The organism is Pseudonocardia abyssalis (assembly GCF_019263705.2).
Taxonomy (GTDB): Bacteria; Actinomycetota; Actinomycetes; order Mycobacteriales; family Pseudonocardiaceae; genus Pseudonocardia; species Pseudonocardia abyssalis.
On record NZ_JADQDK010000001.1, the window covers coordinates 6,187,649 to 6,208,975 of the forward strand.

Annotated in this window: 17 protein-coding genes, 2 tRNA genes and 1 pseudogene; 8 read left to right on the forward strand and 12 right to left on the reverse strand. The window is 70.9% G+C overall.

What is annotated here, in order from left to right; all coding sequences use genetic code 11:
- The first annotated feature begins 179 nt into the window (after window positions 1-179).
- From I4I81_RS30480 to I4I81_RS30495, 4 genes are all read left to right on the forward strand, one after another.
- Window positions 180-1,025, forward strand: a complete 846-nt coding sequence (locus I4I81_RS30480) for a fumarylacetoacetate hydrolase family protein (RefSeq protein ID WP_218601180.1) — start codon at window positions 180-182, stop codon at window positions 1,023-1,025.
- A gap of 122 nt (window positions 1,026-1,147) precedes the next feature.
- Entirely contained in the window at window positions 1,148-2,767 is a 1,620-nt protein-coding gene (locus tag I4I81_RS30485) for an AMP-binding protein (RefSeq protein ID WP_218601179.1), read from the forward strand.
- Between the two features lie 172 nt (window positions 2,768-2,939).
- The gene (locus I4I81_RS30490; protein ID WP_218601178.1) at window positions 2,940-5,264 is read left to right on the forward strand and encodes a thiamine pyrophosphate-binding protein; all 2,325 of its coding nucleotides are present in this window, start codon (window positions 2,940-2,942) and stop codon (window positions 5,262-5,264) included.
- Between the two features lie 28 nt (window positions 5,265-5,292).
- On the forward strand, window positions 5,293-6,459 hold the full coding sequence (locus tag I4I81_RS30495; RefSeq protein WP_218601177.1) for a 2-oxo acid dehydrogenase subunit E2: 1,167 nt from the start codon (window positions 5,293-5,295) through the stop codon (window positions 6,457-6,459).
- 153 nt (window positions 6,460-6,612) lie between these two features.
- On the opposite strand, the gene I4I81_RS31320 is transcribed toward I4I81_RS30495, so the two are convergent.
- The 5 genes and pseudogenes from I4I81_RS31320 to I4I81_RS30515 all read right to left on the reverse strand — a co-directional run bounded on the left by I4I81_RS31320 (window position 6,613) and on the right by I4I81_RS30515 (window position 10,610).
- On the reverse strand, window positions 6,613-6,930 hold the full coding sequence (locus I4I81_RS31320; protein ID WP_267461553.1) for a helix-turn-helix transcriptional regulator: 318 nt from the start codon (window positions 6,928-6,930) through the stop codon (window positions 6,613-6,615).
- Between the two features lie 78 nt (window positions 6,931-7,008).
- A pseudogene (locus tag I4I81_RS31325) lies at window positions 7,009-7,410 on the reverse strand (cupin domain-containing protein); the annotation flags it as partial.
- A 36-nt stretch (window positions 7,411-7,446) separates the two neighbouring features.
- Window positions 7,447-8,727 carry an IS256 family transposase gene (locus I4I81_RS30505; protein WP_218606453.1) on the reverse strand — a complete coding sequence of 427 codons (1,281 nt, stop codon included), beginning with the start codon at window positions 8,725-8,727 and terminating at the stop codon, window positions 7,447-7,449.
- 82 nt (window positions 8,728-8,809) lie between these two features.
- Window positions 8,810-9,067, reverse strand: coding sequence for a cupin domain-containing protein (locus I4I81_RS30510; protein ID WP_218616493.1), 258 nt, complete (start codon window positions 9,065-9,067; stop codon window positions 8,810-8,812).
- A 271-nt stretch (window positions 9,068-9,338) separates the two neighbouring features.
- Window positions 9,339-10,610: a bifunctional 3,4-dihydroxy-2-butanone-4-phosphate synthase/GTP cyclohydrolase II gene (locus I4I81_RS30515; RefSeq protein WP_275957372.1), complete on the reverse strand. Its 1,272-nt coding sequence runs from the start codon at window positions 10,608-10,610 to the stop codon at window positions 9,339-9,341.
- Between the two features lie 260 nt (window positions 10,611-10,870).
- On the opposite strand from I4I81_RS30515, the gene I4I81_RS30520 reads away from it, so the two are divergent.
- Window positions 10,871-11,443, forward strand: a complete 573-nt coding sequence (locus I4I81_RS30520; protein ID WP_372453689.1) for a flavin reductase family protein — start codon at window positions 10,871-10,873, stop codon at window positions 11,441-11,443.
- A gap of 462 nt (window positions 11,444-11,905) precedes the next feature.
- On the opposite strand, the gene I4I81_RS30525 is transcribed toward I4I81_RS30520, so the two are convergent.
- Window positions 11,906-11,981 (reverse strand) — tRNA-Lys (locus I4I81_RS30525).
- A gap of 32 nt (window positions 11,982-12,013) precedes the next feature.
- Window positions 12,014-12,604: a PadR family transcriptional regulator gene (locus I4I81_RS30530; RefSeq protein WP_218605667.1), complete on the reverse strand. Its 591-nt coding sequence runs from the start codon at window positions 12,602-12,604 to the stop codon at window positions 12,014-12,016.
- Window positions 12,605-12,660: 56 nt separating this feature from the next.
- Here I4I81_RS30530 and I4I81_RS30535 point away from each other — a divergent pair, with 56 nt between their 5' ends.
- Window positions 12,661-14,220, forward strand: a complete 1,560-nt coding sequence (locus tag I4I81_RS30535) for an AMP-binding protein (RefSeq protein WP_218616494.1) — start codon at window positions 12,661-12,663, stop codon at window positions 14,218-14,220.
- Window positions 14,221-14,250: 30 nt separating this feature from the next.
- Here I4I81_RS30535 and I4I81_RS30540 read toward each other — a convergent pair.
- Together I4I81_RS30540 and orn are read right to left on the reverse strand one after the other, a co-directional pair.
- Window positions 14,251-14,326, reverse strand: a tRNA-His gene (locus tag I4I81_RS30540).
- 56 nt (window positions 14,327-14,382) lie between these two features.
- Window positions 14,383-14,985, reverse strand: coding sequence for an oligoribonuclease (gene orn / locus I4I81_RS30545; protein ID WP_218605759.1), 603 nt, complete (start codon window positions 14,983-14,985; stop codon window positions 14,383-14,385).
- Between the two features lie 89 nt (window positions 14,986-15,074).
- Between orn and I4I81_RS30550 the strand changes: the two genes are divergently transcribed.
- Both I4I81_RS30550 and I4I81_RS30555 read left to right on the forward strand, forming a co-directional pair.
- Window positions 15,075-16,610 (forward strand): helicase HerA-like domain-containing protein, encoded by a 1,536-nt coding sequence (locus tag I4I81_RS30550; RefSeq protein WP_218605760.1) that lies wholly within the window; start codon window positions 15,075-15,077, stop codon window positions 16,608-16,610.
- A gap of 139 nt (window positions 16,611-16,749) precedes the next feature.
- On the forward strand, window positions 16,750-18,141 hold the full coding sequence (locus I4I81_RS30555) for a right-handed parallel beta-helix repeat-containing protein (RefSeq protein ID WP_225926471.1): 1,392 nt from the start codon (window positions 16,750-16,752) through the stop codon (window positions 18,139-18,141).
- Between the two features lie 45 nt (window positions 18,142-18,186).
- Here the strand turns inward: I4I81_RS30555 and I4I81_RS30560 are convergent, their stop codons facing one another.
- The 3 genes from I4I81_RS30560 to I4I81_RS30570 all read right to left on the reverse strand — a co-directional run bounded on the left by I4I81_RS30560 (window position 18,187) and on the right by I4I81_RS30570 (window position 21,322).
- Entirely contained in the window at window positions 18,187-19,269 is a 1,083-nt protein-coding gene (locus I4I81_RS30560) for a glycosyltransferase (RefSeq protein WP_218605362.1), read from the reverse strand.
- 86 nt (window positions 19,270-19,355) lie between these two features.
- Entirely contained in the window at window positions 19,356-20,837 is a 1,482-nt protein-coding gene (locus tag I4I81_RS30565; RefSeq protein WP_218605363.1) for a PH domain-containing protein, read from the reverse strand.
- Window positions 20,834-21,322, reverse strand: a complete 489-nt coding sequence (locus I4I81_RS30570) for a PH domain-containing protein (RefSeq protein WP_225924738.1) — start codon at window positions 21,320-21,322, stop codon at window positions 20,834-20,836. The genes I4I81_RS30565 and I4I81_RS30570 overlap by 4 nt, the downstream gene beginning before the upstream one ends.
- Window positions 21,323-21,327 lie beyond the last annotated feature (5 nt).

Here is a 21,327-nt window from a genome sequence, read left to right on the forward strand (position 1 = left end):
TCGATGCGCTGGACGACCAGGTCGCGGCCGGCGCCCACGCCGTTCACGCGTAGATCGATCACATCGAAGGATCAAAGGAGGCCGACCTTGTTCACCGACATCGGTCTACCGGTGAAGGGCACGGCACGCTCGGGGGAGTCCCGACGGCACACCGCCCCGGAAGGCCGGATGGTGGTCCGATGAGGATCGCGAACGTGGGAGGACGGCTGCACCTGCAGGAGCGGGACGTTCTGATCGACGTCGCCGAGACCAGCGAAGGTCGTTTCAGTTCAGATCCGCAAGCCGTTTACGCCCGATGGGCCGAGTTCCGGGACTGGGCGGCGACACGGCCCGGCCCTGCATCGCTCCCGGCCACGCCGGTGGGTGTCGGTGCTCCCGTCCCGCGGCCTCGGCAGTGCCTGGCGGTTGGACTGAACTACGCCGACCACGCACAGGAGAGCGGGCTGGAACTCCCGGAGGAGCCGTTCGTCTTCCCGAAGTTCAGTTCGTGCATAGCGGATCCGGGCTCGCCGCTCGTCCTGCCGAACTCGACCATCGACTGGGAGGTCGAACTGGTTGTGGTGATCGGTGCGGTCGCACGCGACGTTCCGGAAGCCGTGGCATGGGACCACGTGGCGGGCTTGACCATCGGACAGGACATCAGCGACCGGACTCTGCAGTTCGCGGGGCCGGCACCACAGCAGTTCGGACTTGCCAAGTCACTGCGCGGCTTCGGTCCACTGGGTCCGTGGTTGGTGACTCCGGACGAGCTCGCCGACCCGGATGACCTCGAGATCACCTGCCTGCTCAACGGCGAGGTCGTCCAGCAGTCCAGCACGAAGCACCTCATCTTCGACGTCAGGCGAGTCGTTTCCTATCTGTCGCGGTACCTGACGTTGCACCCCGGAGACGTGATCTTCACGGGCACGCCGTCCGGTGTCGGGTTCGGCCGAGATCCGCAGGTCTATCTCCGTCCGGGAGACGAGCTGCTGAGCCGGATCGAGGGATTGGGCGAACTGCGGACGGCCGTCCGCGGGAACGAGTGAGCGCCTCGCCCTCCTGCAGTGTGCGCCGGATCCGTCCGCGAGCACGTCTCCGAACCACTCGGTCTTGCCGCCCTACCCGTGTCCGTCGCACGGGACCTCGTAGCTACTCGCATGGAGATTCGATGTCCGGACTCGATGTCCCTCTGACACCACTGCGCTTCATGGCGCGGGCAGCCGAGGTGCACCCCGACCGTGTGGCGGTCATCGACGGAGGACGTCGATGGACGTGGGCGGAGTTCCACCAGGAGGTGGCGGCGTTCGCCCGGGCTCTGCGAGAGAGCGGGATCGGACCAGGCGACCGTGTCGCCTTCCTGGGCAGCAACTCTGCCGAACTGTTGGCCGCTCACTTCGCCGTGCCGCTCGCCTGCGCGGTGCTGGTGTCCGTCAACACCCGGCTGAGCCCGTCCGAGGTCGCCTACATCTGCCGGCACTCGGCGGCGTCCCTGCTGATCGGCGACGGTGATCTCCTCGACGGGCTGGATCTGGGTCAGGCCTTCCCCACGATCCGCGAGGTCGTGGAGGTCCCGGACCAGAGTGGCGCATACCACTCCACAGCGAGCGCGGTCCGCTATTCCGACCTGCTGACCCGAGCGTCGGGCGCGGACTTCCCGTGGGAGGTGGACGACGAGACGCGGACCATCACCATCAACTACACGTCCGGTACGACCGGTCGGCCGAAGGGTGTGGAGTACAGCCACCGCGGCGCCTACCTCAACTCACTCGCCGAGGTCCAGCATCAGCGGCTCGTCGACGGCAGCCGCTACCTGTGGACCCTCCCGATGTTCCACTGCAACGGGTGGTGCACGACATGGGCGCTCGCGGCGGTGGCGGGGACCCACCTCTGTATCCGAGCGGTTCGCGGTGCCGAGGTCTGGTCACTCATCGATTCGGAGGCGGTGACCCACCTCGCCGGTGCGCCGGTGGTGCTGACCACCCTGGCCGATGCGCCACAGGCGCATCCGCTGGACCGCCCGCTGTCCGTGACGACGGCGGGGGCGCCCCCGAGCCCGACGATCATCGCACGGATGCGGAAGCTGGGTGCCGAGGTCGTCCACGTCTACGGGCTGACCGAGACCTACGGCCCCTACTCGGTGGCCGAGGTCGGCGACGACTGGGCGACGCGTCCCGAGGAGGAGCAGGCCGAGCTGCTCGCCCGGCAAGGCGTCGGGATGCTCACCGCTGATCGCATGCGCGTGGTGCGCCGCGAGCGCGACGAGGCCGGTGGGCTGGTCGACGTCACCCCTGACGGCATCGAGATGGGCGAGATCGTGATGAGGGGCAACACGGTCATGAAGGGGTATCACCGAGACCCCGCCGCGACTGAGGAGGCGTTCGCCGGGGGGTGGTTCCACTCGGGCGACCTCGGCGTGATGTTCCCGGACGGCTACGTCAAGCTCCTCGACCGCGCCAAGGACATCGTCATCTCCGGTGGCGAGAACATCTCCACCCTGGAGGTCGAGCAAGCCCTGTCGAGCCATCCGGACGTGACCGACGTTGCGGTCATCGGCGTTCCGGATGAGAGGTGGGGCGAGAGCCCCAAGGCGTATGTGGTCCTCGCCGTGGGTGCGGAGACATCGTCGGAGGCGCTCATCGAGCACGTCCGGGGTCGGATCGCGCGGTACAAGGCCCCGCGCGAAGTGGAGATGGTCACCGAGCTGCCGCGGACCTCGACCGGGAAGGTGCGGAAGGGGGAGCTGCGCGCAACTGCCCGGGGGACGAGCCCGATGGCGGTTCAGGGCTGACCGCCCGGCGTGCCCCCCGGGGCCGGGCTCGGCAGATCGCACACCACCGACCGAGGTCCCGGCGACCCTTCGCCGATCGACCGGTGCCGACGGGTCACACGCGCAATCCCGCGAGCGGCATTCACGAACTCTCCGGTCGTTACTTCACCTGGCTCTCCCGAGAGGAGCACTGATGACGAACGTCATTCCTGTCGAGCAGGACGCAGGTCGCCTCGTCGTGCTTGAGCAGATCGAGCAGCGCGTGCTGTGGCTCTCCACCGCGATCATCGATCACGCCAACCGTGTTCGGGCCAATCCGACCGGGCTCAAGGTCGGCGGGCACCAGGCGTCGTGCGCGTCGATGACCACGCTGATGACGACCCTGTTCTTCGAACACTTGCGCGCTGGGGACCGGGTGTCGGTCAAGCCCCATGCGTCACCGGTCCTGCACGCGATCAACTACCTACTCGGTGACCTCGACGAGGCCTACCTGACCACGCTGCGGTCCTTCGGCGGACTGCAGTCCTACCCGTCGCGGTCGAAGGACCCCGACACCGTCGACTACTCCACCGGCTCGGTCGGCATCGGTGCCACCGCACCGATCTGGGGCGCTCTGTCCCGCCGTTACGTCAACTCCCACCTCGGTGGCGCCGGCAGTGGTCGCCAGTACTCGCTCGTCGGTGACGCCGAACTGGACGAAGGCGCGGTGTGGGAGGCCATCCTCGACCCGATGGTCGGTGAGCTCGGTGAAGTCGTGTGGATCGTCGATCTCAATCGGCAGAGCCTGGACCGGGTCGTGCCGAACATCGGAGCGACGCGCCTGCAGGGGATGTTCGAGGCCGCGGGCTGGCAGGTGCTCACCGTCAAGTACGGCCGCCTGCTCCACGAGCTCTTCGAGCGGCCCGGGGGGAACGACCTGCGCCGCAGGATCGACGAGATGGCCAACCCGGAGTATCAGCGGCTGCTGCGCTGCACCCCGGCACAGCTACGCGTGCGGTTGCCCGACACGCCCGTCCTGACCGAGCTCGTCGCCACGCTGGACGACGACACGCTCCACGCGGCCGTCCGCAACCTGGGCGGCCACGATCTGCGGGCCGTCGGCGACGTGCTGGGCGCGATCGACGACGCCCGCCCCACGGTCATCTTCGCCTACACCGTCAAAGGGCGAGGACTGGCCAGCGAGGGACACCCGCAGAACCACTCCTCACTGCTGTCAGCCGAGCAGATCGCCGACCTCGCGCAGAGCTCCGGCATGTCGCTCGACGCACCGTGGCAGAGGTTCCCCGCCGACAGCGAGGCCGGCGAGGCCTGTGCTGCAGCCGCGGAGCGGCTGCGCAGGGACCAGATGTCACCCACCCCGGTCGGCGAGCTCCCCATCGACATCGGGCGCACCCCCTCGGGCACGGCCACCACGCAGGCAGCTCTGGGCCGGGCGTTGCTCGACCTGACCCGGTCCTCGCCCGAGGCCGCCAAGCGCGTCGTGACGCTGTGCCCGGACGTTTCGTCCTCGACGAACCTCGGGGGTTGGGTGAACAAGGTCGGCGTGTGGTCCCCCGATGAGCGACAGAACTGGTTCGAGGACGATCCGGAAACCATTCTGCACTGGCGGGAGAAGCCCACGGGCCAGCATCTGGAGCTGGGCATCGCCGAGGGCAACCTGGTCGGGTTGCTCGCCGAGCTCGGTGCCACCTGGAGTCGTTGGGGGCAGCCGCTGCTGCCGATCGGAGTGCTCTACGACCCGTTCGTCGAGCGGGCGTTGGAGCCGTGGTCGTACGGCATCTACGCCGGTGGGCAGTCGATCCTCGTCGGCACACCGTCGGGGGTCTCGCTGGCGCCCGAGGGCGGTGCGCACCAGTCGATCACCACACCGTCCGTCGGGCTGGAGCAGCCGGGCTGCATCACCTACGAGCCCGCGTTCGCGATCGACACCGAATGGACACTGTTCGCCTCCCTGGCCCGCCTGGGCCGTCCGGACGGCAGCTCGGCGTACCTGCGTCTGTCCACCCGGCCGGTCGACCAGGCCCTGGCCGCGGTGCCGACCGACGCGGCGGCCCGCGAGCGGCGCCGCCGTCAGGTGGTGGCCGGCGCATACCCGATCCGACGCAGCCCGGAGCAGGCGCCCGCCGTGACCATCACCGTGATGGGTGCAGTGACCCCCGAGGCACTCGGCGCTGCGGAGCGGCTCGAGTCGCTCGGCACGGCCGTCGACGTGGTGTGCGTGACGAGCCCCGGACTCCTGTTCGATGCCGTGCAGGCCAGGTCCGGGCGCTCGGCCCGGTCCGCACATACGGACACCTGGGTCCTGGACACCGCATTCCCCGCACGTCGGGCCGCCCCTCTGGTGACCGTGCTCGACGGTCACCCGCACACGCTGGCGTTCCTGGCCGGGATCAACTCTGTGCGCGCCACCCACCTCGGGGTCACCCGGTTCGGACAGTCCGGAGACCTCGAGTCCGTCTACCGCCACCACGGCCTCGACAGCGACGCCATCGTCGCGGCCGCCCTCGACCTTCTCTAGCCCCGTCACGCAAGGAGCTCTTGCCGTCATGTCCGTCTCCGTCACCATGCCCGAGCTCGGGGAGAGCGTCACCGAAGCAACGGTGACCCGCTGGCTCAAGGACGTCGGCGACACGGTCGCGGTCGACGAGCCCTTGCTCGAGGTCTCCACGGACAAGGTCGACACCGAGATCCCCTCGCCGGTGGCGGGCACAGTGCTCGAGCTGCTCGTCGGTGAGGACGAGGTGGTCGAGGTCGGCGGCCTGCTCGCGCATGTCGGCGAGGCGGGCGAGTCCTGCGCCGTCACAACGGAACCGGTGACCGACAGGAAGCCCGCGCCGGCGGCCGCGCCCGCGGAAAGCACCGCCGTCCAGCGTGCGCGTGCGGAACCGGCGCCTGCGGCGCCGGTCGCCCCGAATCCGGTTGTCGAGCAGGCCGCAGAGCCGGCCCCACGCGAGGAGCCGCGCCGAGCCGGACGGTCGACGTCGGCCGAGATGGCAGGCACGCAGGTACCGATGTCGCGGCTGCGGCAGATCATCGCTCAGCGCATGACGGAGTCCTTGACCTTGTCGGCGCAGCTGACCACGGTCCAGGAGGTCGACGTCACCCGAGTTGCCCGCTTGCGGGTCGCGGCGAAGGACGACTTCACCCGGCGCGAAGGCATCAAGCTGACGTTCCTGCCGTTCATCGCGAAAGCCGTGGTCGAGACGTTGGCGACCTTCCCCGCTCTCAACGCCTCGATCTCCGAGGACGGCAAGTCGGCGATCTATCACGACGCCGTCCACCTCGCCGTCGCCGTTGACACCCCACGGGGGCTGCTCATCCCGGTCATACGGAACGCCCAGGAGCTGGGTGTCGTCGGGCTCGCCCGCCGTATCGCGGACGTTGCCGAGCGCACCCGCACGAACACCATCACGGCAGACGAACTCAGCGGCGGCACGTTCACGATCACCAACATCGGCAGCGTCGGTGCCTTGTTCGACACTCCCATCATCAACCAGCCGCAGGTCGCGATCCTGGCCACGGGAGCCGTCTACCGAACTCCTGCTGTGATCACCGGCCCGGACGGTGAGGACCAGATCGCCGTCCGCTCTCGTTGCTACCTTCCGATGACCTACGACCACCGTCTGGTCGACGGTGCCGACGCCGGCCGCTTCGTCAGCGCGGTCCGAGCCCGTCTGGAAGAGGGGGCTTTCGGCGAGGAGCTGGGCATGTGAGCGCAGCGGACGAGGGCGCGTGCCGCGCGAGGTCGGGGCAACCACGCACGAGACCATGACAGTCGTATCGGCGGACACCCGCCGGTGGTGTGCTCCGTCCGGTGAGGTCTCGGATGGGGCCCGGGGCGCTGACCACGAGCAGTCCGCGGCAGCTCAGTGGTTCCTTCGGAGCGTGTCGACGGGGCGGCATCCGTAACGGGCCCGGTACTGCTGACCGAAGCGACCCTGATGCAGGAAACCCCACCGCGTCGCGATGCTCGAGACGGTCGCTGACTCCGGGTCGTTCGAGGACAGCTCCTCGTGAACACGGGTGAGGCGCAGGTCGCGCAACACCGCCATGGGGGTAGAAGTGAGGTTGCGGCTGAAGGCGATCTGCAGTGAACGGGCCGAAACCCCGGCGGCGCTCGCGATGTCGGCCAGACCGATCGGCTCGGCGATGTTCTCGTGGATGAAATCGAGGGCGCGCTGCACCGCTGCCGGCCGGGCGGATCGGGAGTCACCTCCGGCCAGCTCCTGAGAGTACCGATGCCGTGAGCTCAGCAGGAAACTCGCGATGACGAGGTTCTCGAACTGGCTTTCCAGAATGGGGCTCATCCGCCCGCCGAAGCGATCGATCTCGCCTGCGTAGTAGGCGATCGCCGACGCCAGCCGAGCTCCTGCCGGCGCCCGGAGATCGACCTCGGGGTGGAAGTCGACGGGCCGGGGCACCGGCGCGCCCAGCAGGTTCGACAGGTGGTCGTGCAGGGCCAGCGCCGACATCTTGACTGCGAACTGGCCGGTGCTGGCCGGCCATTCGAGCCGCACCGCGTCGGCCGGTGTGAAGATCACAGCGCGGACGCCCGCCTCCGTCACCACGTACTTGCGCTGCCGATACAGGTACGCCGATGTCCCCCCGCGGACGGAGAGGTTGATCTGGTAGCAGTCCTCGAGCGTCGGCGCATCGAGCCGCGCATCGGAGCAATAGTCAAGACCTGTGGATGAAGATCTTTAGGCGGCTTCCGGTTGGTGGTGGTCGTCGGGTCGTTCGACGAGCTTGCCGTTGACGAACAGGGCGCCGGCGCGGACGAGCGCGACCAGGTGTGGGCCGTTCACGGCGCGCCAGCGGTCCTGGGCGGCCTCGATGAGCTTGAACGCCATCGCCAGCCCGGCTGCCCGCGAGCCGGGACCGCGAGTGATCTTCGTGCGGTGCCGGACGGTGGCGAAGGTCGACTCGATGGGGTTCGTGGTGCGCAGGTGGATCCAGTGCTCGGCGGGGAAGTCGTAGACCGCGAGCAGCACCTCGACATCGTCGGTGATCTTCGCGACCGCCTTCGGGAATTTCGCCCCGTAGGCGGCCTCGAATGCTTTCACGGCGTCGAGGGCGTGGCGGCGGTCTTCGGCGTTCCAGATCTCCGCGAGTGCCTTCTTCGCCCCCGGGTGCGCGGATTTCGGGAGGGCGCCGAGCACGTTGGCGATCTTGTGGAACCAGCAGCGCTGCTCGCGGGTCGCGGGGAACACCTCGCGCAGCGCGGCCCAGAACCCCAGCGCGCCGTCTCCGACCGCGAGGACCGGGGCGCGCATCCCTCGCCGGGCGGCATCGCGCAGCAGGTCCGCCCAGGACTCGGTCGACTCGCGGTAGCCATCGGCCAGCGCGACGAGCTCCTTGCGCCCGTCAGCACGGACGCCGATCAGCACGAGCAGGCACAGCTTGTGTTCTTCGAGGCGGATGTTGACGTGGATCCCGTCGGCCCACAGGTAGACGTAGTCGGCTCTGGACAGGTCGCGGGCGGCGAAGGTGCGCTGTTCGGCCTTCCAGGTCTCGGTCAGCTTCGTGATCACCGGCGCCGAGAGCCCGGCGGTCGAGCCGAGGAACTGGCCCAGGGCGGGCACGAAGTCGCTGGTCGAGAGCCCGTGCAGGTAGAGCAGCGGCAGCACTTCGGTGATCTTCGGGGTCTTGCGGCACCAGGGCGGCAGGATCGCCGAGGAGAACCGCGCCCGCTCCCCGGTCTGCGGGTCGGTGCGCCGGTCGTTCACCCGCGGCACGGTCACCTCGACCGCGCCGGCGCTGGTGAGCACCTCGCGGGGCTGGTGGGTGCCGTTGCGCACGACCAGCCGGCGGCCGTGCTCGTCGCGCTCGCCGACGTGGCGGGCAATGTAGTCGTCGACCTCGGCCTGCAGAGCCTCGGCGAGCATCCGGCGGGCGCCCTCGCGGACCAGCTCGTCGATCAGCGAGCCGCCGTCCCGGTGGGGTTCATCTGCGTCGGCAGCTCCAGGAACTACGGTGAGCACGGGTCGTACCCTTCCGACCGGCGTTGGCGCGCCGATCTTGCTTGATGGCCTCAAGATCACCGGAAGGGTACGGCCCCTCCGGTCATCCACAGGTTTCAAGCATTGCTCGCGCATCGGCTCCGAACGTGCAGAACCCCAGGGTCATGCTCCCGCTGACCGCGGCGTTCAGCACGAGGTCGAGCGGCTGATCCTCGGCGATGTCGAGCCGGTGCGGGTAGTAGAGCCGGCAGATGACGTCCCTGGCCTCATCGAGGTCCTCCGTCGCGCAGATCGGGGAACGGGCCAGGGGCATGCGCGAGGTGTCGGACGAGTTCGGTTCCAGCGCCCCTGTCGCACGCATCGGGTCGACCCTCCCTCCACCTCGCCCCGGACACCGTCGTCAGACCTGGACGCCGCACGCTAGCTCTCTGGCCCACCACGTGACTATCCCCGTCGCGTAGCCGGTTCGCCGTTGCGCGAACGCAGCGATCGATCGTCGCCCCACACGGTGGTGACGAGCTCTCGCCATGGCTTTCGACGCCACGGCTGAGGCGGACTCAACGCATCCACTGGTTCGCGCTCGTCGAGGACGTCAGTTCTGCTCGGTTCCGACCCCGCCCATGAGTTCTGCGTCAACCCGTACTCTCGCCCCCTGATAGGAGGTGCCCCATGCGCTCCTGCTTCGTACGCAGGTAGCGGACGTTGTGTGGCGAGGTACTGGTCGGGAGACCGACGCGGCCGAGGATCTCCAGGCCGTACCCATCAAGGCCGCCGTACTTGGCGGGGTTGTTCGTGATGAGCCGGAGCCGGGTGATGCCGAGATCGACCAGGACCTGCGCACCGGTGCCGTACGAGCGGCTGTCGACCGGGAGCCCCTGCGCGGTGTTGGCGTCGACGGTGTCCAGGCCGGACTCCTGCAGCGCGTAGGCGCGGATCTTGTGTGCCAGGCCGATCCCGCGACCTTCGTGGCCGCGGAGATAGACGACAGCGCCGGCCCCTTCGGCGACGATCGCACGAAGTGCCTGCTCGAGCTGTGCCCCGCAGTCGCAACGCAATGACCCGATGATGTCGCCGGTGAGGCATTCGCTGTGCACCCGGACCAGCGCGCCACGGTCGGTGTGGCTGGCGGCGGCGACGTCGCCGTGGACCAGGGCGAGATGCTCCGTACCGTCGATCGTCGATCGGTACACAACCGCCCGGAAGTCCCCGAACACCGTCGGCATCGCCGAGGTGGCGACGGGCTCGACCAGTCGCTCCGTAGCTCGCCGGTACCGCACGAGGTCAGCGATCGCGAGGATCGGCAGGTCGTGTTCGGCGGCGAAGGTCCGCAGCAGTTCTCCTCGCGCCATCGACCCGTCCGCAGCGACGATCTCTCCGATCACTCCGACAGGTTCGTGCCCGGACAGGCGCAGCAGATCGACTGCGGCCTCAGTGTGCCCCGCACGGACGAGGACGCCGCCGTCTCGGGCTCGAAGCGGGAAGACGTGTCCGGGGCGTCGCAGGTCTTCGGGCCGGGTGGCCGGATCCGCGAGAGCACGGAGGCTCGCAGCGCGGTCGGCGGCCGCCACCCCGGTTCCGCAGCTGCGGTGGTCGACGGTGACGGTGAAGGCCGTCCCGTGCGCGTCGGTGTTCTCCTCGACCATCAGAGGCAGGTTGAGTGCGTCGGCTCGTGATGCCGGCATGGGAGCGCAGAGGATGCCGGTGGTGTGGCGTACGACGAACGCGACCTGTTCGGCTGTGGCAGTAGCGGCCGGCAGGATCAGGTCACCCTCGTTCTCCCGGTCTGCGTCGTCGGTGACGACCACCATTCGCCCGGCCGCGAGCGCGGCGACGGCATACTGAACGGCAAGTGTCGACGGCATCGCCGGTAAATGCGGACCGTGGTTGTCAGTGGAGCGCGTCATCGTCAACTCCTGGGGGCTCGATCTTGACCACTTCGGCAGGTGGGCGGCGTGCAGTCGCCCGTAGAACGGGCCGGCTATCAAGATCCCGACCTCGATGACACGGACCCCTCATGGCTCCGCCATCGACGGGCGGCCACATCGTCGTCGACCACTCGCCGACGCTAACAGGAGTCGAAAGGCTCGCACTATCCGATGAATGACGACGACTATCCGCGGAGTGCACCAGACGTTCCGATGTTCGCCCAGCGGATAATGCGCGGATGTCGGCGGATATCGGGCCGCCGCTGCTCGGCATAGCCTCGTTCCGCATGAGTGACCGGACGCACACCGGGGTAACCTCGGTCGACCCCTTGTACATGCGCAGCGTGCTGGGCCATTTCCCGTCCGGCATCGTCGTGATCACCGCGATCACGCCGGAAGGACCGGTCGGCTTCACGTGCCAGTCGTTCAGCTCCCTGTCGCTCGATCCGCCTCTGGTGTCCTTCGCGCCGGCCCGCAGCTCGGCGACGTGGCCACGCATCCGGGAAGCAGGACGATTCTGTGTGAACATCCTGGCCGACGATCACGCAGAAATCAGCACTGCGTTCGCGCGCTCGGGAACCGACAAGTTCACCGGCGTGCCGTGGACGCCTGCCCCGTCCGGCGCGCCTCGGCTGTACGGGGTGGCCGCGTGGATCGACTGCGCGCTGCATGAGGAGTTTCCCGGCGGTGACCACACGATCGTCCTGGGGCTGGTTCAGGACCTCAGTGCGGACGCGTCGCGGTCGCCGTTGCTTTTCCACCGCGGCGCCTACGGCATTTCGCCCTTGCGGATCGAGAGCAAGTCACAGTAGCCGCCGCACCGCCCCAGGCGGTCCCCCAGAGTTCTGCCGCCGGATCTCGCCGAACCGTTCCTTGTAGTGGTGGGCGAATCGGCACCGGCCGAAGAATCCCCATCGCGGCGCGAACGGTCACGCCGGTCAGTTCGACGGCCGTCTCCCCGGCCCCGTGGTGGTGCGCATGAGAGGCGGAATGCAGCGGTAGTGGGCGCCAGAGCATGGGTAGAGGGGGCGGGCAACCTGAGGTTGAGCCCGTGCGGCGTCCGGTGTCGCCGCGGCGCATCGGGTGTCGTGGCCGATGGTCCAGCGTGCGCTGGTCGCCCCGGGCGCGATCGAGCTCGTCGACCCGGAGCCCATGCCGTGGTGCCCGAGGGCGAGGGGAGGACGCGCATGACGGACGCTCCAGGAGGGTTTGCGACGAGTGGATCTCCTGAAACGAGTAGCAGGCCAGAGCGACAACGCTCTGACCTGCTACTTTGGTGCGCCGTCAGGGACTTGAACCCCGAACCCGCTGGTTAAGAGCCAGCTGCTCTGCCAATTGAGCTAACGGCGCGTGCGATGCGCTCCGACGAGCGCTCGAAAACGCTAACACAGCCGCCCGGGCGGGCCGTCGACCGGGTCGGGAACCGGGGTCGGCGGTGGGGGGTCCGCGGCGATCTCCTCCCAGAACTCGCGGAAGGCCTCGGCGAGCTTGATCCCCAGGCGTAGCGGTGCCATGCGGCGGTCCTGGCCGTGGCGGGGGAGCTCGCGTGCGGCGATTCGCTCGTACTCGTCGAGTCGTCGCTGGTAGAGGGCGATCTCGTGGCGGGCGAGGTCGACGAGAGCCGTGGCCGTGAGCTGATCGCTGAAGAACAGTTGCAGCACCGCCTCGTCGCGCATCTCGAACACGTCCTCGACGGGCCGGGTCAGCCAGGTGTCCAGCGCCGAGCGGCCCCGCGGGGTCAGCGCGAAGACCTTGCGGCGCCGGCCGCCCGGCTCCTGGTCGACGGTGAGATGGCCGGAGGCGGTGAGGCGGTCGGGCTCCCGGTAGAGCTGGGAGTGCGGGAACGTCCAGAAGTACTCCACGGACTTCCGGACCGCGCTCTCGAGCTCGTACGGCGTCGACGGGCCCCGCAGGTGGATCAGTCCCAGAACGACGTACGAGGTGGGGCTCAGGCGGATTCCGTCCTCGCTCATGGGCACATCCTCTCCCGACGCTTGACCACCCTCCGAATCGGAGGTTGACTGACGGGATGGACGTCCCGGAGCCGACCACGATCGGCGCGGCTCTCGATGCGGCCGCCCGCCGCGATCCCGCCGCCCCCGCCCTGGTCGAGGGGCGGGCGGACGGGCGGGAGCCCCGCCGTTGGACCTACGCCGACCTCGCCGACGCGTCCACCCGCGTGGCCCGGGCCCTGCTCACGTCGTTCTCCCCGGGTGACCGCGTCGCGGTGTGGGCGACCAACCGGCCCGAGTGGGTCCTGCTGCAGATGGGCGCGGCGCTCGCCGGGATCGTGCTCGTCACCGTCAACCCGGCCTACCGCGACAGCGAGGTCGCCTACGTGCTGCGGCAGTCGCGGGCGCACGGGCTGTTCGTCGAGCCGACGGTGCGCTCGCGCGACCTGCTGGCCGTCGCGCTCGGCGTGGCCGCCGACCTGCCGACGCTGCACACGGTCGTCTCCCTCGACGACTGGCCGGACTTCCTGGGAGCCGCCGGGCCGGCCGACCTGCCGTCGGTCGACCCGCGGGAGCCCGCCCAGATCCAGTACACGTCCGGCACCACCGGGTTCCCCAAGGGCGCGTTGCTGTCGCACGGCGGGCTGGCCCTCAACGGCCGCGTCTACGCCGAGACGATCGGGGCGGGGCCGGGCGACGTCTGGGTCAACCCGATGCCGCTGTTCCACACCGCGGGATGCGGCCTCGTGACGCTGGGGGCGCTGCAGACGGGCGGCTGTCACGTGCTCCCGCCCGGCTTCGACGCCGACCTGATGCTCGACCTGTTCGAACGGCACCGCGGCACGGTGCTGCTGTCGGTGCCCACGATGCTCATCCGCATGCTCGACGCCCAGGCGGCGCGGCCCCGCGGCATCGGCGCGTGGCGCCTCGCGACGCTGGGCGGTGCACCGGTCCCCACCGAGCTGGTCCGGCGGGCGGAGCGTGAGCTGGGGGTGGCGGTGGGCATCGGGTTCGGGCAGACCGAGGCGTCGCCCTACATCACCCACACCGTGCCCGACGACCCGCATCCCGCGTGGTCCGAGACCGTCGGGCGGCCGCTGCCGGGGGTGGAGGTGCGGGTCGTCGATCCCGGCACCGGGGAGGCGGTCCCGGTCGGGGGATCCGGCGAGATCTGCACCCGCGGCCGGTGTGTGATGCTGGAGTACTTCGACGACGACACCGCCACGGCAGCCGCGATCGACGGCGACGGGTGGCTGCACACCGGCGACGTCGGCTCGCTGGACGAGCACGGCTACCTGCGCCTCAGCGGGCGGATCACGGACCTGATCATCCGCGGTGGGGAGAACATCTACCCGCGCGAGGTCGAGGACGTGCTGTACGGGCACGGCGCCGTGGCGCACGCCGCGGTGGTCGGCCTGCCCGACGAGCACTGGGGCGAGATCGTCGCCGCGTTCGTCCAGCCGCGCGACGGTCGCGGGATCGACGTGACCGAACTGGAGGCGTTGTGCCGCACCGCGTTGGCGTCCTACAAGGTTCCGCGCGTCTGGCAGGTCGTCGACGGGTTCCCGCAGACGGCGTCGGGCAAGATCCAGAAGTTCGTGCTGCGCGACGACTGGATGGCCGCACACCCGCGATGAACGCGGTCGTCGCACTGCGACGAGGCGGCATGGGGTGAGTGACGGGACTTGAACCCGCGGCCCCCTGGACCACAACCAGGTGCTCTACCAGCTGAGCTACACCCACCATGCGCACCGGCCGGAGCCGGGAACCGCTCCAGCTTAACGTGACCCCGCGAGCCGTTAACCCCGGGGTGCGAGCGCTGCGGCCACGGCCTGAGCCTGCTCGGTGCTCGGGCCGGGCTGGGCGACGAACAGCGTGCCGCGGTAGTAGGCGAGCTCGCGGATCGACTCCTCGATGTCGGCGAGTGCGCGGTGGGCGAGGCCCTTCTCCGGCTTCGCGTAGAACACCCGCGGGAACCAGCGGCGGCACAGCTCCTTGATCGAGCTGACGTCGACCATGCGGTAGTGCAGGTGGGCGTCGAGCTCGGGCATGTCGCGGCCGATGAAGCCGCGGTCGGTGCCGATGGAGTTGCCGGCGAGCGGGGCGGTGCGGACGTCGGGGACGTGCTCCCTGACGTAGGCGAGCACCTGCTCCTCGGCCTCGCGCAGCGTCACCGCGGAGCGGCGGACCTCCTCGGTGAGGCCGGAGTGCGCGTGCATGTCGCGGACCACGTCGGGCATCGCGGCGAGCGCGGACTCGTCGGCGTGGATGACGACGTCCACCCCCTCGCCGAGCACGTTCAGGTCACCGTCGGTGACCAGGCAGGCGATCTCGATCAGAGCGTCGCTCTGCAGGTCGAGGCCGGTCATCTCGCAGTCGATCCACACCAGACGGTCGTTCACCCCGCCAGCGTAGGCGCTGGTCGGCGGCACGGCCGGGTTCCCGTGCGGCGCGTCGGTGGCGGACATGATCGGGCGATAGGGTGCGCGCCGTGGGGGACAACACCGCAGCACAGGAGATCGCGTCCGGCTACGCCACCGAGGGGGCGGCGCTGGAACTGGGGGCCGTCCTGGTCGACGGCGTCGTGGACCCGACGGCGCGGGTGCGCATCCCGTTCGCCACCCTGAACCGGCACGGGCTCGTCGCGGGCGCCACCGGAACCGGCAAGACGAAGACGCTGCAGGGCCTGGCCGAGCAGCTCTCGAACGCCGGCGTCCCGGTGCTGCTGGCCGACGTCAAGGGCGACCTGTCCGGGCTGTCGCGGCCCGGCGAGCCCGGCCCGAAGATCGACGCGCGGGCGCGGGACACCGGCGACGACTGGACGCCCACCGCGTACCCCGTGGAGTTCCTGTCACTGGGTGGCACGAGCTCCGCGGTGCCGATCCGGGCGACGATCACGCAGTTCGGCCCGATCCTGCTGAGCAAGGTGCTCGACCTCAACGACACGCAGGAGTCGACGCTCGGCCTGATCTTCCACTGGGCCGACAAGCAGGGCCTGCCGCTGCTCGACACCAAGGACCTGCGTGCGGTCATCCAGCACCTCACCAGCGACGAGGGCAAGGCCGACCTCAAGGGCATCGGCGGCGTCTCATCCGCCACGGCCGGGGTCATCCTGCGCGCACTGGTCAACCTGGAGGCCGCGGGCGGCGAGGACTTCTTCGGCGAGCCCGAGTTCGAGCCGTCCGACCTGATCCGCCTGGTCGAGGGCAAGGGTGTCGTCACGCTGCTGGAGCTGGCCGACCAGGCCGCCAACCCGCGCCTGTTCTCCACATTCCTCATGTGGCTGCTCGCCGAGCTCTACGAGGAGCTGCCCGAGGCGGGCGACCTCGACAAGCCCAAGCTCGTCTTCTTCTTCGACGAGGCGCACCTGCTGTTCAACGACGCGTCGAAGGCGTTCCTGGAGCGCATCGAGCAGACCGTGAAGCTCATCCGGTCCAAGGGCGTCGGCGTCTTCTTCTGCACCCAGCTGCCCACCGACGTGCCCAACAACGTCCTCAGCCAGCTCGGTGCGCGCATCCAGCACGCCCTGCGCGCGTTCACCCCCGAGGACCAGACGGCGCTGCGCAAGACCGTCAAGACCTACCCGAACACGAAGCACTACGACATGGAGGAGGCGCTCACCTCTCTCGGCACCGGCGAGGCGATCGTCACGGTGCTCTCCGAGCGCGGGGCGCCGACCCCCGTCGCGTGGTCCCGGATGCGGGCCCCGCGGTCGCTGATGGCGGCGATCGGGGAGGACGCAGTCACCGCCGCGGCCACGGCGTCGCCCCTGTTCGGGAAGTACGGCACGACCGTCGACCGCGAGTCGGCCTACGAGAAGTTGACGGCGAAGATCGCCGAGGTGCCGCCGCCCCCCGCCCCGGCCGACGCGCCGCCCGCCCGCGAGGAGCGTCGCGAGCGCGAGGAGCCGGGGTTCGTGGAGAAGGCGTTCGGTTCGCCGGTCGTGAAGTCGTTCCTGCGCTCCGCGGCCAGCGCGCTGGGACGAGAGATCACCCGCGGGATGTTCGGGACGCGCCGCAGGCGCTGACGCCGAGGGCCGCAGAACGAACACGTTCGGTCACGAACGGAACGAGAACGACGCGAAACGACCACACCCCTGGGCCGATCGGCACGTTAGGGACTGCAGTACGTGATCGCGCTCATACTCGATGCCATTGGGGTTCGTGATGTCGGCACTTCTCGTCCATCGGAAGAAGGCGCTCGCGGTCCTCGCCACCGCAGGCCTGCTCGGCGTCGGGGTGGTGACGGCCACCGCTGCATCGGCCGCGCCGCCGGTCCCGGCGCCCGCGGGCGCACTGATCGTCGGCGAGGACTCGTCGACGTGCCCCGACCCCGCGTTCGCGATGATCGGCGACGCCGTCGACGCGGCGGCGGCGGGCGACACCGTCTACGTCTGCGCCGGTGAGTACGACGAGGACGTCGACGTCGACAAGTCGCTGACCTTCCTCGGCGCCCAGCACGGCGTCGACGCCCGGACCGGGCGTACCGACGACGCGGTCGAGTCGATCGTGAGTTCGGCGAGCGGCGCGTTCACCGTCGCCGGTGGTGTCGACGGCGTGACCATCGATGGGTTCACGCTCCGCGGCAGCGACGGCAACGGCATCGACGCGTTCCAGCGCGGCGCCGGGCACACGATCGTCAACAACGTGTTCGCCGACAACGTCAACGGGATCAACTTCAACTCCAACGGCTCCGAGCCGACGCTGATCCAGCGCAACCTGTTCGACGGCAACAACCGGGGCGGCGGCGAGGGCGGGCAGGGCGTGTTCAACACCTCCGGCGCCGCGAACGACGTGCTGGTGTCGGACAACCTGTTCCGCAACCACGGCGTGGCCGCGTTCAACACGATCGGCGACAACCCGCGCTCGACCGGGCTGGTGTTCCGCGACAACGAGAGCGTCGACGACGCCACCCTCGCGGTGGTCAACCAGTCCTCCGGCGTCCGGATCGAGTTCAACCGGGCGACCAAGTCCGCCGCTCTGCCGTCCGGCACCGGGATCCTGCTCGGCGGCAACTCCGACGGACCCGTGGTGCGGGGCAACAAGATCATCGGCGGCAGGGGCGTCGGGATCGGCGTCATCTCGGCGTTCGGCGCCCCCAACACCGACGTGCTGGTCGAGGCCAACCTGGTCACCGGCCGCGACGTCGGCATCGGCGTCTCGGGACCGCACGACGACACCGTGACGATCCGCTTCAACGGGGTCTTCGACAGCCGGGGCGAGGGCGCGGCCAACGGCTTCGGCATCCGCCTGCTCGGCGACACCGACGGCGTCGTCGTCGCCAAGAACGCGGTGCTCGGCAGCCGGCAGCTCGACTGCAGCGACGCCTCGACCGGTGGCGGTACCGCCGGTACTGCCAACATGTGGCTGCTGAACATCGGGGCCTCCAGCGACCCGACCGGCCTGTGCCTGCCCGGCGCGCTCCCGCCCGGCGTGCCCGGTGAGGACGACGACGGCGGTCACGGTGGCGGGGAGCACGGTGGCGGGGAGCACGGTGGCGGGGAGCACGGTGGCGGGGAGCACGGCGGCGGCAAGGACTGGCACGGCCCCGGGAAGTAGCTCCCGCTGACGCGGCGCCGGTCGGGATCCCCGACCGGCGCCGCGCTACGTCCGGACCAGGGACTCCAGCTCGTCGGCGGCCGCACCGGCGCCGTCGCGGGACCGGATCCGGGCCCCGACGGCGGCCGCGGCACCCCGGTGTGGCCCGTCCCCGAGCAGCGCGGTGACCGCCGCGGCGATCTCCGCCGGCGGGCTGCCCGGCGACAGGGCCCGCCCCGCCCCCGACGCCTCGACGGCCGCCCCGATCATCGGGTGCACCAGCTGGGGATGCCCAGGCAGGACGAGGACCGGCAGGTCGTTGGCGAGCGCACGCACGGTCGTGGCGTGCCCGCCGTGGCCGATCAGCAGGTGGGCGCGGGAGAGCACGTCGGCGTGGTCGAGCCTGCGGTGGAGCCGCACGCCGTCGGGCACCCGCAGCACCTCGCCGTCCACCCCGTCGCCGATGCCCACGACCGCGGTGCCGTCCAGGCCGTCGAGCGCGTCGAGCACCCGCTGCAGCAGCTCGGTCCGCCCCGGGTAGGCGCCGGTGCCGAGGTCGACGGCGACGAGCGCGTCGGGTTCCCGGGCCGGCGGCCGCAGCCGCCCGGTGACGGCGCCGGTGTGCACCGCGCCGGCGGGCAGCGGGCCGTCCAGGTCGGGGTCGGTGGCCACGAGCACCCGCGCTGCCCGGCCCCACAGCGTCGCGGGCCGCAGCCGCCGCAACCGGGAGGCGAGCCCGAGTGGCCCGGTTGCCCAGCGCTCGGCGAGGAACCGGTACAGCGTCGGCACCAGCACCGCGGTCGGGATCCCGGAGCGCTCCGCCTCCCGCACGGCGGCGAGGCAGGTGGCGTCGACGAGCACGACGTCCGGGCGGCGCCGCGCGAGCTCGGCGCGGACGTCGACCCCGGCCCCCGGATCCAGCGCCAGCGCGACCCGGGCGGCCAGGAACCGGTTCTCCGGGATGTCCGCGGCCGGGGACAGGGCGGCGGCGTGGGCGTACGCCGCGAACCCGAGGCCGGCACCGTTCACCGCGGCGTACCGATCGGCGTGGTCGAGCACGCGCACGTCGTGGCCGCGCCGGACGAGCTCCGTGCCGATGACCAGCGGGGTCGTGTCCCCGCCGCGGGCGACGATCAGGATGCGGGACATCGGGTGTCCTCCGTGCGCGGGTCCGGGCGGGCGCCGTCACCGTACGCGACGTGGGCGGGTCGTCGACGCGGCGCGGGCCGCCGCCGTCACCGGCGCAGGAACGGGGTGATCAGGCCGGGGACGGCGGCGTCGGCGAGGGCCACGCCGTCGGCCGCAGCGACGTCGAGGACGGTGTAGCCGCCCTGCCCGGCCGCCGTCACCGCCTCGACCGTGACCACCCCGGCCCGGCGCTGGAACACGCTCTGCCGCACCGTCCAGCCGATCACACCGTCGCGCTGCAGCGCGACGGTGGTGCGCACCAGCGAGCCCTGCCGGGCGACGAGGTAGCGCGCGGTGAGCTGGTGCCCGAGCTGGGCGTAGCGGTCGAGGCCCAGCAGCACGGCGACGGGGAGCAGCAGCAGCGACGTCGGCCCCGCCCAGCCGGGCCCGAGCAGGAAGGCGGCGGCGCACACCACCACGGCGGGCACGAGGGTGCGGGTGAGGCGGCGGGTCCGGGCCGCGGCCGGGTGGGTGCGCAGCGCGGCCCCGGTGATCTCCGCGGGGTGCGCGCGCAACGTGGCGGACGCGACGCGGTGCGCCTCCGCGCGGGGGGCCGGGGGCTGCAGCGCGCCGCCCTGCGCGTCGCGCGAGAGCCCCGTCGACAGGGCCCGGCACTGCGCGCCGCGTCCGAACCGCAGCAGGACGGGCTCGCTGATCTCGGCCCCGCGCAGCCGCTGCTCGGCCACCGACAGCGAGCGCTGCGTCAGCAGGCCCCGCTTCACGCGCAGGGTGCCGTCGGCCTCGCGGGTGAGGCGGTAGCCGTACCAGCGCTCGGCGTAGAGGAGCACCGACCCGACGACGGCCAGCACCAGCAGCACCCCCACGACGACGAGCACGCCCAGCCAGATCGGGGCGCTCGCGAAGCGGCCCGCGGCGTCGTCGACGGCGCCGATGTCGCGGGGGTCGACGCCCAGGTCGTCGACCAGGTTGAACAGGGTCGCACCGATCGCGCCGATGCCGGCGATCGAGGAGAACGTGAGCGGGGCGAAGCGCAGCCAGGACCAGTCGAGGCGGGCGAGCAGCTCACCCGGCGCGGCCTCCTGCGCCGCGACGGCGGCGGGCCCGGACCGGTCCAGCAGCTCGCGGCGCAGGAGATCGGCCTCGGCCCTGCTGACGGCGTCGAGGCTCAGCCCGGCCGACTCCAGCGGCGATCCCGACGCCGCCCCCACCTGCACCACCGACAGCCCGAACGCGCGGTGCAGCAGCCGGGCGGTGAGGTCGACGGAGCGGATGCGGTCGCGCGGAACCGAGCGGCGCTGGCGGCGCAGCCACCCGGTGTGCAGCTCCACGCGGTCCGCCGTGATCCGGTACCGCGTCGTGCGCCAGCGGACGATCCCGGCCAGCACCACGACCCCGGCCGCGACGGCGGCGATCCAGAGCCGGACCGGGTCGCCGGTGCCGCCGGTGACCAGCAGGATCAGCACCAGCGGGACCAGTCGCCCGAGGCTGCCCAGCGGGCCGACGACGAGCATCCGCGGATCGAGCCGGCGCCACGGCTGCTCGCCGACGACCTGGTCGACGGCGGTCACGTCGCGTCGCCCGGGGTGGCCTGCGTCGTCTCGGTCAGGGTGCGGGCCAGCTCGGCGGCCTCCCGCGCGTCGAGCCCGGCGATCTTCACGGCGCCGCGGGCCGAGGCCGTCGTCACGGTGACGGTGGCCAGCTTCAGGAGCTGCTGGAGCGGCCCGTGCTGGGTGTCGACGGTCTGCACGCGCGAGATCGGCGCGATCCGCCACTCCCGCACGAGCCAGCCCGACAACGTGTAGACGGCCTCGTCGGTGATCTCCCACCGGTGGATGCGGAACAGGATGCGCGGGACGACGAGCACGTAGACGAGGACGACGGCGACGGTGGCCGCGAGCGGGTACGCCCAGGCGGGTGCGCCCGTCGTCAGCAGGAGGACGAGCTGGGGCCCGCCGAGCGCCACCAGCCACAGGAGCGCCCGCAGCTGCCACCAGCGCACGGCCCGCGGGCTCACCTGGTGCGCGGGCGGGCGCAGCGGCGGTTCGACGGTCATGGCGC